At 42.1% G+C, this 16,362-nt stretch carries 12 protein-coding genes; all 12 read left to right on the forward strand.

What is annotated here, in order from left to right; translation table 11 throughout:
- Positions 1-10: 10 nt before the first annotated feature.
- From tssM to tssH, 12 genes are read left to right on the forward strand one after another with little or no spacing between them, the layout of a single operon-like run.
- Positions 11-3,529, forward strand: a complete 3,519-nt coding sequence (tssM, locus tag R8N46_RS03815; protein ID WP_115386673.1) for a type VI secretion system membrane subunit TssM — start codon at positions 11-13, stop codon at positions 3,527-3,529.
- A complete protein-coding gene (tagF, locus tag R8N46_RS03820) occupies positions 3,511-4,206 on the forward strand; it encodes a type VI secretion system-associated protein TagF (protein ID WP_115386672.1) in 696 nt (231 codons plus the stop codon). The genes tssM and tagF overlap by 19 nt, the downstream gene beginning before the upstream one ends.
- 9 nt (positions 4,207-4,215) lie before the next feature.
- Positions 4,216-5,010: a PP2C family protein-serine/threonine phosphatase gene (locus R8N46_RS03825; RefSeq protein WP_115386671.1), complete on the forward strand. Its 795-nt coding sequence runs from the start codon at positions 4,216-4,218 to the stop codon at positions 5,008-5,010.
- Entirely contained in the window at positions 5,003-6,118 is a 1,116-nt protein-coding gene (gene tssA / locus R8N46_RS03830; protein ID WP_115386670.1) for a type VI secretion system protein TssA, read from the forward strand. The genes R8N46_RS03825 and tssA overlap by 8 nt, the downstream gene beginning before the upstream one ends.
- A 15-nt stretch (positions 6,119-6,133) precedes the next feature.
- Positions 6,134-6,664 (forward strand): type VI secretion system contractile sheath small subunit, encoded by a 531-nt coding sequence (gene tssB / locus R8N46_RS03835; protein WP_005387524.1) that lies wholly within the window; start codon positions 6,134-6,136, stop codon positions 6,662-6,664.
- The gene (tssC, locus tag R8N46_RS03840) at positions 6,664-8,157 is read left to right on the forward strand and encodes a type VI secretion system contractile sheath large subunit (protein WP_005375950.1); all 1,494 of its coding nucleotides are present in this window, start codon (positions 6,664-6,666) and stop codon (positions 8,155-8,157) included. The genes tssB and tssC (R8N46_RS03840) overlap by 1 nt, the downstream gene beginning before the upstream one ends.
- Positions 8,158-8,209: 52 nt before the next feature.
- The gene (gene tssC / locus R8N46_RS03845) at positions 8,210-9,721 is read left to right on the forward strand and encodes a type VI secretion system contractile sheath large subunit (protein ID WP_025767712.1); all 1,512 of its coding nucleotides are present in this window, start codon (positions 8,210-8,212) and stop codon (positions 9,719-9,721) included.
- A gap of 10 nt (positions 9,722-9,731) precedes the next feature.
- Positions 9,732-10,526: a type VI secretion system accessory protein TagJ gene (locus tag R8N46_RS03850; protein ID WP_017635622.1), complete on the forward strand. Its 795-nt coding sequence runs from the start codon at positions 9,732-9,734 to the stop codon at positions 10,524-10,526.
- A 7-nt stretch (positions 10,527-10,533) separates the two neighbouring features.
- Positions 10,534-10,998, forward strand: coding sequence for a type VI secretion system baseplate subunit TssE (tssE, locus tag R8N46_RS03855; RefSeq protein ID WP_017635621.1), 465 nt, complete (start codon positions 10,534-10,536; stop codon positions 10,996-10,998).
- On the forward strand, positions 10,995-12,818 hold the full coding sequence (gene tssF, locus R8N46_RS03860) for a type VI secretion system baseplate subunit TssF (protein WP_115386669.1): 1,824 nt from the start codon (positions 10,995-10,997) through the stop codon (positions 12,816-12,818). Before tssE ends, tssF begins: the two co-directional genes overlap by 4 nt.
- Entirely contained in the window at positions 12,815-13,780 is a 966-nt protein-coding gene (gene tssG, locus R8N46_RS03865; RefSeq protein ID WP_005375963.1) for a type VI secretion system baseplate subunit TssG, read from the forward strand. The genes tssF and tssG overlap by 4 nt, the downstream gene beginning before the upstream one ends.
- 10 nt (positions 13,781-13,790) lie before the next feature.
- Positions 13,791-16,358, forward strand: coding sequence for a type VI secretion system ATPase TssH (gene tssH / locus R8N46_RS03870; RefSeq protein WP_017820212.1), 2,568 nt, complete (start codon positions 13,791-13,793; stop codon positions 16,356-16,358).
- Positions 16,359-16,362: the final 4 nt, after the last annotated feature.

The following is a 16,362-nucleotide window of genomic DNA, read 5'->3' on the forward strand; positions in this document are numbered from 1 at the left end:
GTAGATAGAGATGCGTATTAAAGAAATTGGCAGAATATTTACTCAAAGATGGTTTCTCGGTCTTATCGGTGTCGCTGCTTGTTCTATTTTCATTTGGGTTGTTGGTCCACTTATTGCGATAGCGGGATATGAGCCCCTAAAGAGTGACTTTCAACGGCTAGTCACTATTCTAGTGTTGGTGTTGCTTTGGGCGATATTTAACGTTACCAAGCAGCATAAGCAAAAGGTGAAAGAAGACGAAAGTATTCAAACGTTGCTTGAGGTTGATAGCCAATCAGATAAAGAAGCAGCAAGTGAAATTGACTTAATGCGCGAGCGTATTGAGCAAGCTGTCAAAGTAGTGACGAAAACACACAAAGGCAAGAGAAGCTTGTATGACTTACCGTGGTATGTGTTGATTGGCCCTCCTGGAACGGGGAAAACAACCGTATTAAAGCAGTCGGGGTTAGAGTTTCCATTAGGAGACAGCCTTGGCTCTGACTCTATTGCCGGTGTAGGTGGCACTCGCCACTGTGATTGGTGGTTTGCAAATAAAGCAGTTCTTATAGATACGGCTGGCCGGTATACGACACAAGACAGTCAAGAAAAGGTCGACTCTAAAGCGTGGCATGGTTTCTTAGGATTGTTGAAAAAGTATAGAACGCAAAGACCAATTAATGGTGCGATTGTTACGATAAGTTTAGCCAGCGTGATGTCTCAGACTCGAACCGAGCGAAGTCTTCATGCTCGAGCAATTAAGTCGAGACTTCAAGAACTGAAAAACCAGTTAGGCATGCAGTTTCCGATTTACGTATTGCTCACCAAAATGGATTTAGTTGCCGGTTTCAATGAATTCTTTGCCGATTTAAGTAAGGAAGAACGAGATGATTTATTTGGTTTCATGTTCCCTCGTGAAGTGGATGATGAAAGAGGCGTTATTTCTCTATTCAACAAAGAATTTCATGGCATGTTGGAGCGCCTTGATGCCCGTATGCTTAGAATACTTGAAACTGAGGACGATTTAGATAAACGCGCGCTTATCTTTGAATTTCCAAAGCAATTAAGAGTGCTACAAGCTAATCTTGACGAGTTTTTAGCTGAAATTTTTGCACAAAACAGTTTTGAAGAGCCTGCCTTGATTCGTGGTGTGTTTATGTTGAGTTCGGTTCAAGAAGGCTTACCAGTCGATAAGCTGATGAATGAATCAACCAATGGACTTGGGTTAAATCGTTTAGCTCTAGCAAAGAGTCAGACTGGTTCTCATAGTTATTTCGTAAAGAATCTTTTTGACAAGGTTATTTTCAAAGAGCAACTGTTAGGAACAGTTAATCGTCACTATCAAAAGCAGTCAGGTTGGATGCGTCGAGGTGTTTACATTGGATGTACAACGCTACTGCTAGGAGCTTCTGCGCTTTGGTTTATGAGTTATAAGTGGAACTCACAGTTAATTGTCGATACCAATGAACAAGCGAGCCATATTGATGCAATGATTGGCGCTCAAAGTTTAGATTTTGAAGCGGATATTGTTTCAGCTGTAGAAACATTAGATAAGTTGATGACGCTTCCTCTCGGAAAGCAAAGCGACTACGGTGATGCCGACTCTGTAAAGAGGTTTGGTCTCTATCAGGGAGACAAAGTGTCTCAGGCGGCAAACAATGCATATTCTGATGCTTTGACCCAATATTACGCCCCTCTGCTTCTTGATAGCTTGGTGTCAGAAATGGAGAGCAATCAACAGCATCGTGAGTATTTGTACGAAACGTTAAAAACGTATTTGATGTTATTCAATCCAGACAAATATCAACAAGATGAAGTGTTGGCTTGGTTTAACTTTTATTTCGAACGTCAATATCCGGGTGAGCTAAACGCAGACTTAAGAAGACGTTTGCTACAGCACACTCAATATTTATTAGGCAACGATGGACAAGGCTTTACTTACAACACTGCTGCCGTGACGAGTGCTCGAGAAGTGTTGACTCAAATGTCTCTACCTGAACGTGCTTATCAGCGAATGAAAATACAATTTTCTAAGAGTCATGTACCTTCATTTCGCTTGACTGATGTATTGGGACCTAAAGGGCTTGAGCAGTTCGAGCGAGCTAGTGGAAAACCGCTATCACAAGGCATTTCGGGTTTCTACACGTACAATGGTTTTCATAGCATTTTTCAGATTCAGATCAACCGTACAGTAAAAAGCCTAATGGAAGAGAACTGGGTTTATGGTGACGATCTTAAGGCTCATGAAATTGATCAAGATAGTGCCATCCAAGGCGTTCAGTCTCGATACTATCAAGATTATGTTAATGAATGGAAAACGTTGATCGAAGATATTCAATTGAAGCAGGCTCCGAGCCTAGAACTTGCGACAGAGCAAGCGAGGGTTTTATCTGGAGTTGAAAGACCAATCGAATCTTTGTTGAGAGCAATCCAAAAAGAGGTTGCTCTATCAAAAGTATCATTGTCAGAAAATCAAAAAGCCGCTTCTGAAGTTGCTGGTAAAGTTGCCAAAGTTAAGTTTTCAAATACGGCAGATAGACTAGACATGTATTTACCTGAAGAAAACGGCTTCAATGTTGCTCTGCCAGGTAAAGAAGTCGAATCGCATTTTTCAGAGATCTTACGCCTTGGTGAGCAAGACTTTGATGATATTCAACAAGCAATGGTTAACTTGCGTTCGTATTTAAGTGACTTATCAAGCTCTGGTAACAATCAGAAAATTGCCTACAAAAGTATTTTAGATGGAACCGTTACACAAGATGTCGCAGCTTCCTTCGCTCGTGCTAAAGAACTTTTGCCGAGACCATTTAATCAATGGCTAGGTGAGCTTTCTCAAGAGTCGGTTAAGTTTGCGGAGAGCGGTTCGAAGGATCATCTAAATCAACTTTGGGTAACACAGGTGGTCCGCCCTTATCAGCGGACTATTGCTGGCAGATATCCATTCGAGCCCAACGCGAGCAGAGAAGTTAGATTGAAAGACTTTAAGCGATTCTTTGGTTATGGAGGTACGCTTGACGCATTCTTCCAAGAATACCTCGAACCGTTTGTGGATACTTCGAAAAGTCGTTGGCGATTAGAAAAGGAAATTGGAGTTCGTCCAGAAACACTAATGGTCTTTCAAAGAGCGCAACGTATCAGGCAGTCTTTCTTTGAATCTGATAATTCATTGCGCGTAGAGTTTGGGATGAAGCCTGTTTATCTAGACCAGCACATTACTCGATTTGTCTTAGAGTTGGGTGGACAAGATTTGGTTTATAAGCATGGACCAGCAAGAGCTAAATCGTTGAGTTGGCCTGCCGGTCAAGATCAGACTCGAATTGTGTTCACACCACCTGAATCTAAACGCGAAATTGCGCATACCTATGAAGGTGAGTGGGGCATATTCAAGCTTTTGGATCAATCACTTAAAGCAAGGCCAGAATCGCGTAAAGACAATATAGTTATGATTGATTTAAAGGGAAATAAGGTGCAGCTAGAGCTTATTCCTTCTAGTGCCATTAATCCGTTTTGGTCAAATGAAATGGAGAGGTTCAGATGTCCACGAACCTTATAACATCAGGCTGGGGCTATATCGGTAAAATGCCTGCAAAAGGGGACTTTGTGAAAGATGGTTTATCACAAGATTTCTCGGAGCGTTGGCATGATTGGCAACAGGCGGTTATTGCAGTCAGCAGGGAACAACTGGGTGAAAGCTGGAATGAGCACTTTTTAACGGCTCCTGTGTGGCACTTTGCTTTGGATATTAGCTATTTAGAAGACTCAACCTACATTGGTAGCATGATTCCTAGTGTTGATGCATGCGGTAGATACTTTTTCTTTACTATAGCTCGTGCCGTAAAAGGTGAAGCTGCGCAATATTGGGGTGACAGAGCTTGGACTGAGGACAGTGCCGCTCTTGCTCTTTCAGTACTTGAGGACGACTTTGTCTTTGATGTTTGGCATAAGAGTACTCAAGAAAAAAATGACCTCGTTGCGAATGTAACAAGTGAAGTGAGGCCTCTGGAGTTTCTTTATCAAAGCCAAATATCTACAGTTTTTCATGATCACGGCAATACTGATCAAAACGCGCTTTTGAATTACCTCATTAAAGAAAAATTGAGTAAACCATGTTTTTGGTGGACTGAAGGTTCAACGAAGGTTGAACCATGCATGTTCATTACTAGTGGATTTCCTTCAATTGGTCAGTTTTCAGCCATGCTTGATGGCGGCTGGAAAAAGTGGAATTGGTAGGATAGAAGAATGAATTGGAACTATTTTACCTTTGCTAAATCGCACGCAGGAAAAGTACGCCCTTATAACGAGGATGCTCTGTTGGATATGACAGAACAGCATATTTGGGTGGTTGCCGATGGAATGGGTGGACACAGTGCTGGCGATATAGCAAGCCAGATGCTAGTGGATAGAGTCGCGCGCCACATGCAGGATGTCTCCAATACTAATATCGATGATATCCGAAGAGTGGTTCAAGAAGCGAACTTAGAAATTTACCAATACGCACAAAATCACTTAGACGGTAAAACGATGGGAACAACACTTGTTTTGTTGTTTATTCAGGATGGGTATTACCACTGTCTTTGGGTGGGTGATAGCCGAATTTACCAGCTTAGAAGTGGTAATTTTGTCCAAAAAACACGTGATCATAGTCAAGTCATGGACTTAGTGGATCAGGGCTTATTGGCATTTGAAGATGCCGAATCTCACCCTCTTGCAAATGTTATTACCAGAGCTGTTGGGGTCGACGAAAGTGTCACTATTGATCAAGTTTCAGGGCAGTTGGCTGACGGCGATCAGTTTTTACTCTGTAGCGATGGGCTCTCTAAGGAACTTACGAGTGATGAAATTCATCGGACATTGTATGCAGACTCAGTCAACCAAGCTGGATTAGCGCTCATGCATTCGGCTTTGGTTCGGGGCGCAAGTGATAACGTAACTTGTGCTTTGATCAAAGTTCGCCAAACGCAAACGGAGTGCGAAACAGTAACTAGAGAAGACGCAACAATACCTGTCTTTCTAAGAGGGAGAGCTTATGAGTAATGAAATGTTTTATTGGTATGAACAAGCGTTGGCTCCTATATCTCAAGAAAATCCTACAGGTGTTGATCCTAGAGAGGATGTATCACCACAGTCTGCTTACTATCGGTTGAAAGATCAGCGTATGGCCGCCCGCAACGCTGAACGTAATGCTCTTATAGAAGAAGAAAGTATCTATACCCACAGTAATTTATGGCGAGTATTTATTGAAGATGTCCCAGAAATACTCACGAATCAGTCTAAAGATTTGGAATTTGTTGCCTGGCTTATAGAAGCCCTAACTCGATTGTATGGTTTTCGTGGTATGGGCGTTGGCTACAAACTCGCAACCAGTTTAATTGAGAACTTTTGGGATGATCTGTACCCAATGCCTGATGAAGATGGTATTGAGACAAGAATATCGGCGATTATTGGCCTCAATGGTATCGATAGTGAAGGAACACTTATTTTTCCAATTGCTTGTATACCATTGACTGACTTAGGCGTGGAGCAAGCTTATGCCTATTGGGAATATCAGCAAGCTATAGAGCTTGAGCGCTTAGACGAAGATAAGCGCCGAAATCGAGTCGAGCTTGGGGCTGTGGAGCTATCTGAAATTACAACTACGGTTAAGTCGACTTCTGATACGTTTTATCGAGAATTAATCACGGATTTGGAGTTCGCTACGGAATCATTTAATGAATTCAGTCAGCGATTAGATGAAGCGGTCGGTGATGTGACTCCTAGCTCTTATATATCAAAAAGACTTGAATCAATACACTCGGCATTAAAGCACCTTCTTGGAGATCGTTTTGATCAACCACAAGCAGTGATTGAAGAGCTAGAGGATCTTGATGAATCTTCTTCTGAACAACTGTTAAGTGCACAAAGTTGTGATGCATTATTAGCGACAAACATGAAATCACGAGAGCAGGCAATTAGACAATTGCAGCAAGTAGCTGATTTCTTCCGAGAGAGTGAACCTCACTCACCAGTTTCTTACTCCATCGAACAGATTATTCGTTGGTGTGGGATGCCTCTGCCGGAGTTACTGGCGGAACTTATCTCCGACGGGGATGCAAAGAAAAGCTACTTCCGTTTGGTTGGCATAGCAGAACAAAATGAAAATTAATAAAGGGAGAATGGTATGACGAGTATCCACTCGAAACTATCACGAGTACGGAAGCCTCGTGTCCACATTACCTATGATGTTGAAACTGAAGGTACGACTCTTAAGAAAGAACTGCCTTTTGTTGTAGGTGTAATGGGTGACTTCGCTGGTCAAAACACAGAAGCGTTGAAGCCATTAAAAGACCGCCGTTTTATTCAGATCGATCGAGATAACTTTGACGATGTACTCAAAAAAATGAATCCATCGGTGAAGTTTAAAGTTGCGAATAAGCTTGCGAATGACGATTCACAGTTTGAGGTCGATTTAAACTTTAAATCAATGCAAGACTTTGAGCCTGCTGCGATCGTAAATCAAGTTGATCCACTACGCCAATTGATGGAAACGCGTAATAAACTGCGTGATTTGATGACAAAAGTTGACCGCTCAGAAGAGCTTGAAAATATCCTAGAGGATGTTTTGAACAATACAGACAATCTGGCAAGACTTGCAGGCGAGTTAGATCTTGACAAGAAAGCGAAGTCAGACAGTACTGAAGGAGCGGAATAATGACGACTGAAGCTGAAAAACAGTTAGATCCAACAGTTAATGAACAGACAACTTCATTCTTAGATCAAGCTATTGGTGCGACTAAGCAGACCGAAGCTTCTCGTGCTGAGGAGCTGATTAAAACGCTCGCTGAAGAAGCAATGAAAGGGACAGTTACTTGGAACAAAAACCTAACAGTAACTTTTCGTGAAGCGATTAATTTGCTCGATAGGCAGATTTCTGATCAGTTGTCTGAAGTAATGCATCACCCAGAATTACAGAAACTCGAAGGTTCTTGGCGCGGCTTAAATTATCTAGTGATGAATTCAGAGACCAGCTCTACTCTGAAAGTTCGCATGATGAGCATGACCAAGAAAGAGCTACATAAAGACTTGAGCAAAGCTGTTGAGTTTGATCAAAGCCAGATCTTTAAAAAGGTTTACGAGTCTGAGTTTGGTAGTGCTGGTGGTGAACCGTATGGTGCATTGATTGGAGACTATGAGTTTACCAACCACCCAGAAGATATTGAGTCGTTACGCCTAATGTCAAATGTAGCGGCTTCTGGCTTCTCTCCATTCTTGTCCGCGGCTTCACCAGCACTATTCGGCTTTGATGAGTGGACTGAGCTGTCAAAACCACGCGACCTAGATAAGGTATTTGAATCACTAGAATACGCCCAATGGCGTTCGTTCCGCGAGAGTGCCGATTCGCGCTTCGTTAGTCTGACGATGCCAAAAGTCCTTGCTCGTTTGCCATACGGACAAGCTACCGCTCCAGTCGAAGAGTTTGGGTTTGAAGAGTTCGAAGTAGATCCTGTTTCAGGTATTGCTGTTAACGCTGAACATAACGACTACTGTTGGATGAACTCTTCGTATGTTCTTGGTGTTAAGTTAACCGACGCATTTTCAAAATATGGATTTTGTACTGCCATCCGTGGTGCAGAAGGCGGCGGTCGAGTGGATAACTTGCCAACGCATTTCTTCATGAGTGATGATGGCGACCCTGATATGAAGTGCCCAACAGAGATTGGTATTACCGACAGACGTGAGGCGGAGCTTGGTAAGCTTGGTTTCTTACCGCTTTGTCACTACAAAAACACCAACTATGCAGTGTTCTTTGGTGCGCAAACCTGTCAAAAACCAGCGAACCATGAATCCCCTGAAGCAACGGCCAATGCGGCCATTTCTGCCCGCCTACCTTATATGATGGCAACATCTCGTTTTGCGCATTATTTGAAAGTAATGGCTCGAGATAAAATTGGTAGCTTTATGGAAGCAGAAGACGTTGAGTCTTGGCTGAACCGCTGGATCCTAGGTTACGTCAATGCTTCTGAAGGCGGTGGTCAAGAGATCAGAGCGAAATACCCTCTAGCAGACGCTCGTGTTCAGGTTAAGGAAATTCCTGGCGCACCTGGTTCTTACAATGCCGTAGCATGGCTGAAACCTTGGTTGCAAATGGAAGAACTGACGACATCTTTGCGACTTGTGGCCAAGATCCCTCAGTCAGGTGGATAAGAAACGAATTGGCTGGTCGAAAGGCCAGCCATGACCAATCTTTATGTTCTAGATGGAATTAGCAGTGTCACTTAACTTTCGCGACCCTAGCAAGCTAAAACATGAGTTCAGTACCGGAGGCTACGCTGAACTTGATAGCCCGTGGTTGACTCGATTCAATGAATCTTCTGATCTTGTATCGTCAGCTCGAATTTGGCTAGAAGGTACACGTTCAAGAGATTTGGACAGCTTTCGTCATAGTGTGATGAACACAATTAACCGCATTGATGAGCTATTAGAATCTCAACTAAATGAAATATTACATCATCCTGAGTTTCAACAGCTCGAAAGGGGGTGGGTTGGAGTTAGGTATTTATGTGAACAGGTTGATTCTCGTTCATCGGATTCTGTAAAAGTTAAGGTTTTAACGGCGACATGGAATGAAATCAGTAAAGATGCTTTAAAAGCCATCGAGTTTGACCAATCAGCACTATTTAAGTTGCTCTATCAAAATGAATATGGGATGGCAGGGGGAGAACCCTTTGGTGTGGTGGTTGGAGATTATCAGCTTCGCTGTGATCCTAGTAAAAATTATTTTGATAGAGATCTGTCTGTGTTGAGTAAGATCTCTCAGTCTGCAGCTGCAGCATTCAGCCCATTTATCATGTCTGCATCGCCAGAGATGTTTGGTGTTGATAGTTTCGCTCAACTCTCTGCGATAAGAGATATAGCGGCCCAATTTGAACAGGAAGATTATGCAAAGTGGCGTAGTTTGAGAGACAACGATGACGCTAAATTTATTGGTTTGACTGCACCTAACGTCTTGTTCCGTCAGCCATACAAAAGTGATGGCTCGCGGAATGATAAATTCAATTTTCAAGAACACATCTACGACTCCAACCGAGATTTGCTATGGGGGAGTAGTGCGTACTGTTTTGCTGCCGTATCAATTAGAGCATTTCAGGAACATGGTTGGTTCACGCATATGCGAGGGATTAAACAAGGCGATTACAGTCAGGGTATTATCGTCGCTCCTACAAGGAGCAAGATGCGTGTTAATGGCAAGAATGATCGTGAAAGATGTCCGTTAAACTTGAAAATCTCTGAGAGAAAAGAACAAGAATTGTCTGAGTGCGGTTTTATTTCTATTTCTCCAATACCTGAGACCGATATGGTGGGGATGACCTCGAATGTATCTCTCTACAAGCCCAAACAATACGCAGAAAAGCATATTTCAACGAATGCAAAACTGACATCGATGTTGCAATACACATTGTGTGTATCGCGAGTCGCACATTATCTCAAGGTTATGGGGCGTGACAAAATTGGTGGGTATCAAGACGCAGAAAGCCTAGAGCGTGACTTTCAACGCTGGTTACATCAGTACACTACCGCATCAGATGAAGCGTCTGATGAGCTTCGAGCTAAATACCCCCTAAATGAAGCGAAAATTACAGTTCGAGAGAAAAGAGAAACTCCTGGACATTATTACTCAGTTATCCATTTGCGACCGCATTTTCAACTCGATCAAATGGTATCTAGCATTAAATTAATTACCGAATTATCACCAGAGCACATGGTGTAAGGAAATAACAATGACTCAATGGAAAAATGCTTTGTCCCAAGGCCTATTGCAACACGCTCTAGAGCAATTAATTGATGAAATTAAAGCAACCCCTAAAGATGCGAGCTTGAGAAGTTCCTTCATTGAGCTTCTTTGCATTGATGGGGACTTCGAGCGTGCGGACGCTCAGCTCATGCAATCGATTAAATTGTTTCCTGAGTATCTGCCTGGTGCAAGTCAGCTACGACATTTAGTGAAAGCAGCTCAAGCTAGAAAGGATTTTATCAATGGTGCGGCTAGTGCCAAAGTATTAGGTGATGAGGAATTAACTAAAGAGCTTGTTCGATTTAATCTTGCTCTCGGAAATCAAGAGTACGAAGAAGCGTCACGTCTATCGCATCGCATTGAAGAGCATCGCACTATTAAAGGGTTTAACGTAAACGGCACAAACTACGAAGATGCTAGAGATATTGATGATCGTTTAGGTGGTTACATTGAACTGTTTTCTACAGCAGGTAACTATTTTCTTGTACCCATATCGAGCATCCATACGCTAGAAGTTAAAGCACCTACTTCTTTGTTAGAGAGTATTTGGCGACCTGTCGAGTTTGATATCGATGGACTTGGTGAAGGCGAAGGCCATATGCCGTTGACATATGTTGACTCAGAGACCGATGCGCAAAAGTTAGGTCGAGAAACGGATTGGAAGCAGATTGGTGAGCAAGAATCTTTTGTTGGCTTGGGTCAAAAATGTTGGTTAGTCGGTGACTCAGCGCTTCCAATCTGTGATTTGACTACATTATTAGAACAGAAACAAATAGCGTAGAAATATCATGTCGTTAACCGTTTCTCTGCTCGACAAATTGATAGATAGTGATCCTCTCACTCGAGATGAGAAAGACTTCCCTGCAAGCCAGCAACAGATGTTGAGCAGCTTACTTAGAGATCTAGAGTCGATGCTGAATAGTCGTATTGGATGGAAAAATATTCCTGATGATCTTCTAGAGGTTCGTTATTCAATATTGAACTATGGGCTGCCAGATTTTTCCTCAATGCCCTATAGCAGCCAAGAAGGGCAGAATCAGCTTTGCGACATCGTTCATGATGCAATTAAAGAGTTTGAGCCGAGGTTAAGGAACCCTCATGTCCAGATTTCGGACGAGAAAAACGCTATTGATAGGGTATTGAGGTTACAGATAAATGCCACTTGCTTAATTGATAACAGTATTCATGAAGTGCGATTCAATTCTGAAGTAGAGCCGGTAAATTTAGGTATGAAACTGAGTAGAGCAAAATGAGTGAAGAGTTTCTCAAGTACTATAATCGCGAGTTAGCTTATTTGCGTCACAAAGGGCAAGAGTTTGGTGAGCAGTATCCCAAGATTGCCGCGAGACTTCGTATTAGTGAGGAACAGGTTGACGATCCACACGTAGAAAGATTGTTAGAAGGCTGCGCATTTCTAACAGCAAGGATTAGACAAAGCTTAGACAATAGTTACCCTCAGTTTACAGAGTCTTTGATGGGACAGTTATATCCGGATTTTCACGCCCCAATCCCGTCAATGTCAGTCATTAAAATGAGCTGTTCTAACTCCACTTCCTCTTATTTTGATGTAGAAGAAGGCGAGCGAGTTGTTATCGGTGCTACTGGATATCATGAATGCGAGTTTAGAACTTGTTATCCGGTCAGAATGTATCCTGTTGATGTGACCTCTGGCGTTTTTAAAAATGCGCCTTTCAAGCCAGTTGGCTCACGATGGGAAAGCAATGCTCATTCAGTTTTGAAAGTACAGCTCACGGCTCAAGATGAAGAGACTCCTCTTGGTGAAATGGGGATAGAACGGCTGCGCTTCTATTTAAACGGTCAATCTCAATTGACTTTTAAGCTCTACCAAATGCTGTTTCAAAACCTAATTGGTTTATCTGTTGTTGTGGATGGCAAAGAAGTTCGTCCTTTAACCAAAAGACATCTTTCTGAAGTAGGATTTTCAGAAGATGAGAAAGTTGTGCCATACAGTAAAAGAAGCTTTTCAGGAGCAAGATTACTTGTTGAGTATTTGCACTTTCCTGAGAAGTTTATGTTCTTTGATATCATCGAACTTGGATTATCAGAGCTAGATCTTAGAGAGCAAGTCGAACTGTATTTTTACTTTGATACCAACGATGACTGGCTTCCAAAGCAAGTGGACGAAGAAAGCTTAATGGTAGGCTGTGTGCCTGTGATCAACTTATTTAAAAGTATTATGGAGCCTAAGCGTATTCTACCAACTGAATACGATTACCACTTGTCTCCACAATACCAAGAAGCTGAAAGTAATGAGGTTGTCTCAATTTCTGACGTAACGTTGAGAAACTGGAACAAAACGTACCACAATTTACCATGTTATCACGCTGGTGAGCACACGCATTATACGAACACTAGTGAGATTTATTGGTTGATGAGACGTGAGGATAAGAACTGGGCTGGTGGGTATGATGAGCCAGGTAGAGAAACTTACATTTCTTTTGTTGATAAAAAACATCAATTGTTCAGCCCGGATAGCCGGGAAAACTGGTTAATGTACGTGGAAGCTGAGTGCTGTAACCGCAACTTAGCGCAGAAACTTCCATTTGGAGGTGGGCTGCCGCAAGTATCTTTACCGGAGGTAAATGACAATTTCGAATCTGTTCGTTGTTTAGTTTCTTTATCAGAAACCATTCGGCCAGAAATGGATGAAAGCACACGATGGCAGTTAACTAAGCTTTTAACTTTAAACCATTTTACCGAGGAAGATGGTTTAGCAACTTTGAAGCAGACCCTTAATCTCTATGCATTTTCTGGGACAGCAGAAACGAAAGCGGTAATCGATGCTTTAACTAAGTTAGAGTTTAAGCCTACTACAGGAAGAATTAGTCAGAAAGGTAAAGTTGGATTTGCGCACGGTATAAAAATTATTTTGACGGTTTCTGATCAAATTTTACCTAAAGAGCAGATCTTTCTCTTAGGTAGTGTTTTATCTGTTTACTTCTCGCAATATGCTGAAATTAACATTTTTACGCAGTTAGAAATAAGACTTAAGTCCACGGGAAAGTCTTTCCACCTATGGCCCGTATTAACTGGCGATAAGGTGTTGCTATGAGCGCGGAACAATTTTATCGAGAATTAAAGCAACATCCATTGTTTGAAGCGATTCATCTTATTGAACATGAAGTTCTGCAAGCAGAGGCGCAAATAGGAACAGATGCGTTACCGAAGCATGAAAAGCTAAACTTAAAGGTTAATCCATCATTAGGTTTTGAAAATGCTCAGCTTTGTGAACTGAAAAATATAGATGACAGCAAGTTAGAGATTGAGACCAATTTAATAGGCCTAACGGGTGAGCAAGGTGTGCTTCCCCAGCACTATAGTGAATTAGCTTTACATCGCCAAAAAGAAGGCGATACGGCTATGGTGGACTTCTACGATATTTTCAATCATCGCTTATTATCTCTTTATTATCGATGTTGGCAACTGAGTCAGCTGACTGTTCAGTCTCGTGCGCATGCGCAGGGCGCGCGTTCGCCGTTAGAAAGCTGTAAATCGGCATTAACTGGGAAAGGGAGTTCACTGTCCCGGCACTATGGTGGTGTGTTTGCTTCACCAGTGAGAAGTAAAGGTGGACTAAAAAGTATTCTTGAATGTTTATCTGGATGCCAAGTAAAAGTTCATGAATTTCAAGGACAATGGTTACACCTTACGAAAGAAGAGCAAACACGCCTTGCATCCCGAACTATGCCTGAAGGGCAGTTTGCTCAACTTGGTTTAGGAGCGTCTTTGGGTTCGAAAGCATGGAACATCAACGCGGGGACAACAATAGAATTTCTGCCAAAAGATAAACAGCTAGTTAGTAAATTGCTTCCTAACCAACCCAATATAGCAATCATTAAGAACGCTGCTTATGAGTTGATTGGAAAACATAAACAACTGAAGTGGCAGCTCACCACCAAACATAGTTTGCTACCACAAGCTTGTTTATCGAAACAGCAGGGGCAGTTAGGTATTGGTTCTGTGCTTAAAAAACACGAACGTACAAAAGATCGAACTATAACAATTACTATTTAAAGGAAATGTAATGGCTTCACTCTCACTTTCAGCGTTGGTCGAAAGATTGTCTCCTCAGGCTAAGGAAACACTTGAACAGGCAGCTGCGATGGCAAGCTCCCGAACTCATCACAGTATTGAAATGTCTCACTGGTTAATGATGATTATCCGCCATCCTGACGATATTTACTCTGAAGTTTTTGACGAATTTGATGTCGATAAAATCAAGGTTGAAACCGATATTCAAAAGGCATTAGAAAAATACAAAACAGGATGCCAGTCGGTGCCTGGGCTATCAGCTCATACGGTGACTGTTATGCAAAATGCCTTGTTGTCTGCAACCATTGAATTCAATCAAGAACAGTTGGGGTGCATCCATCTTTTATTTGCCTACTTGTCTGATGATACGTTAGTCAACATGGCTGGTTCGATTAGTCCTGAACTAAACAAGATAGAACCATCTCGCTTATTGAACTTTAAAGAAAGTAATGCGCCTCAATCAAGATCGAATGACTTAGCGCAGTCAAACGCGAATTCCGCCTTGAATCAATTTACAACAGACCTTACTGAGCAAGCTAGGGAAGGTAAAATAGATCCGGTGATTGGTAGAGATAATGAAATTCGCCTAATGATCGATATTTTATTAAGACGCCGACAAAACAACCCGATTCTTACGGGAGAAGCTGGTGTTGGAAAAACAGCCGTTGTTGAAGGTTTGGCGCAAAAGATCATTGATGGCGATGTACCTCCCGCTCTGCAAAATGTGGCAATTAAGTCTCTGGATTTGGCGTTACTGCAAGCCGGCGCAGGCATGAAAGGTGAGTTTGAAAACAGGCTTAAGAACCTTGTTAAGGAAGTAAACGACGCTCCACAGCCTATTATATTGTTCATTGATGAAGCTCATGGCCTAATTGGCGGTGGTGGGCAAGCGGGCCAAGGTGATGCGGCGAATATTCTGAAGCCAGCATTAGCGAGAGGTGAACTCAGAACGATCGCAGCAACAACGTGGGCAGAGTATAAAAAGTATTTTGAAAAAGATGCAGCTTTAACTAGGCGTTTTCAAGTCGTAAAGGTTGATGAGCCTGCCCCTGAACTCGCGATCGAAATGTTACGAGGCTTACTTGATGTAATGGCACAACACCACGATGTTCATATCACTAACCAAGCTCTCAATGCAGCGGTCCAACTGTCAGCTCGATACATTAATGGTCGTCAACTGCCAGATAAAGCGGTTTCTGTTTTGGATACGGCCTGTTCTCGAGTTGCGTTAAGTCAGTCATCTACACCGGGAGGCCTAGATGCGAAAAGAAACAAACTTAAAGCAAAGCAAGCTGAGTATGAGCATCTTAGCCAAGAGAGTCGGCTAGGAGCATCTCTTGATGTGCAGCTGCAAGGTGTCCGAAAAGAGATTGATGCGCTATCTAATGACATTATTGAATTAGAAGTACTTTGGGAAAAAGAAAAAGAATGGGTAAATGAAGCTAAGTCACTTAGAACCCAAATAATCCAGGAGGGTTCTGAAACTGCTAGAGACAAGTTACAAGAGCTTGAAAATAACCTTTCCGCTAACTCACAGCCCTTAGTTTTTTCGCATGTAAATGAAGCGCTAATCGCAGAAGTTATTTCGGATTGGACCGGTATACCGCTAGGTAAACTTCAGGATGATGAAATCCAAGCAGTATTGGGTTTGAAAGAAAGTTTGTGTAAGCGAGTTGTCGGGCAGGATCACGCTTTAGAGCTCATGTCTGAAGTGATAAAAACCGCGAGTGCGCAGCTCACGGATGAGACACGACCAAATGGTGTATTTCTCCTAACCGGACCAAGCGGAGTGGGTAAAACCGAATCGGCTTTGGCGATTGCAGAGAAAGTCTATGGTAGTGAAGAAAATGTCACGACTATCAATATGTCGGAATTTAAGGAAGAGCATAAAGTCTCATTGCTATTAGGTTCTCCTCCTGGTTATGTCGGTTATGGAGAAGGAGGTGTACTGACTGAAGCTGTTAGACGTAAACCTTATAGTGTAATTCTCCTCGATGAAATGGAAAAAGCGCACCCTGGTGTTCAAGATATTTTTTATCAGGTGTTTGATAAAGGCTCAATTAAAGACGGTGAAGGTCGAGATATAGACTTTAAAAACACTATTATTATTATGACCGCGAACACAGGGACCGAAACGACGATGTCTTTGTATTCTGATCCTGATTTATCTCCTGAGCCGTCAGCACTAAAAGATGCTTTACGCGATGATTTGTTGGTCGACTTTAAACCTGCATTTTTAGGGCGTGTGAACGTATTACCTTATTTGCCTCTATCAAGAAAAGTATTGATAGAAATAACAAAATTAAAGTTGGATAAAATTACGACTCGTATTCGTAAGCACTATAACGCTGACCTGTTTTTTGATGAGGAACTAATTAATGATATTGTAGACAATAGCAATGAGTCTGGCAGTGGTGCGCGTGTGGTACAAACAACCATAGAAAATACATTGCTTCCGAAGATTTCTCATGAAATATTGCATGCAATTCTTAATGATAAGACGTTTGATGAAATTATTGTTAAAGGTACAACTAGTGGACTTGATGTCTCAATAGTTTAACATC

It is taken from the genome of Vibrio sp. 1874 (assembly GCF_033344395.1).
Taxonomy (GTDB): Bacteria; Pseudomonadota; Gammaproteobacteria; order Enterobacterales; family Vibrionaceae; genus Vibrio; species Vibrio alginolyticus.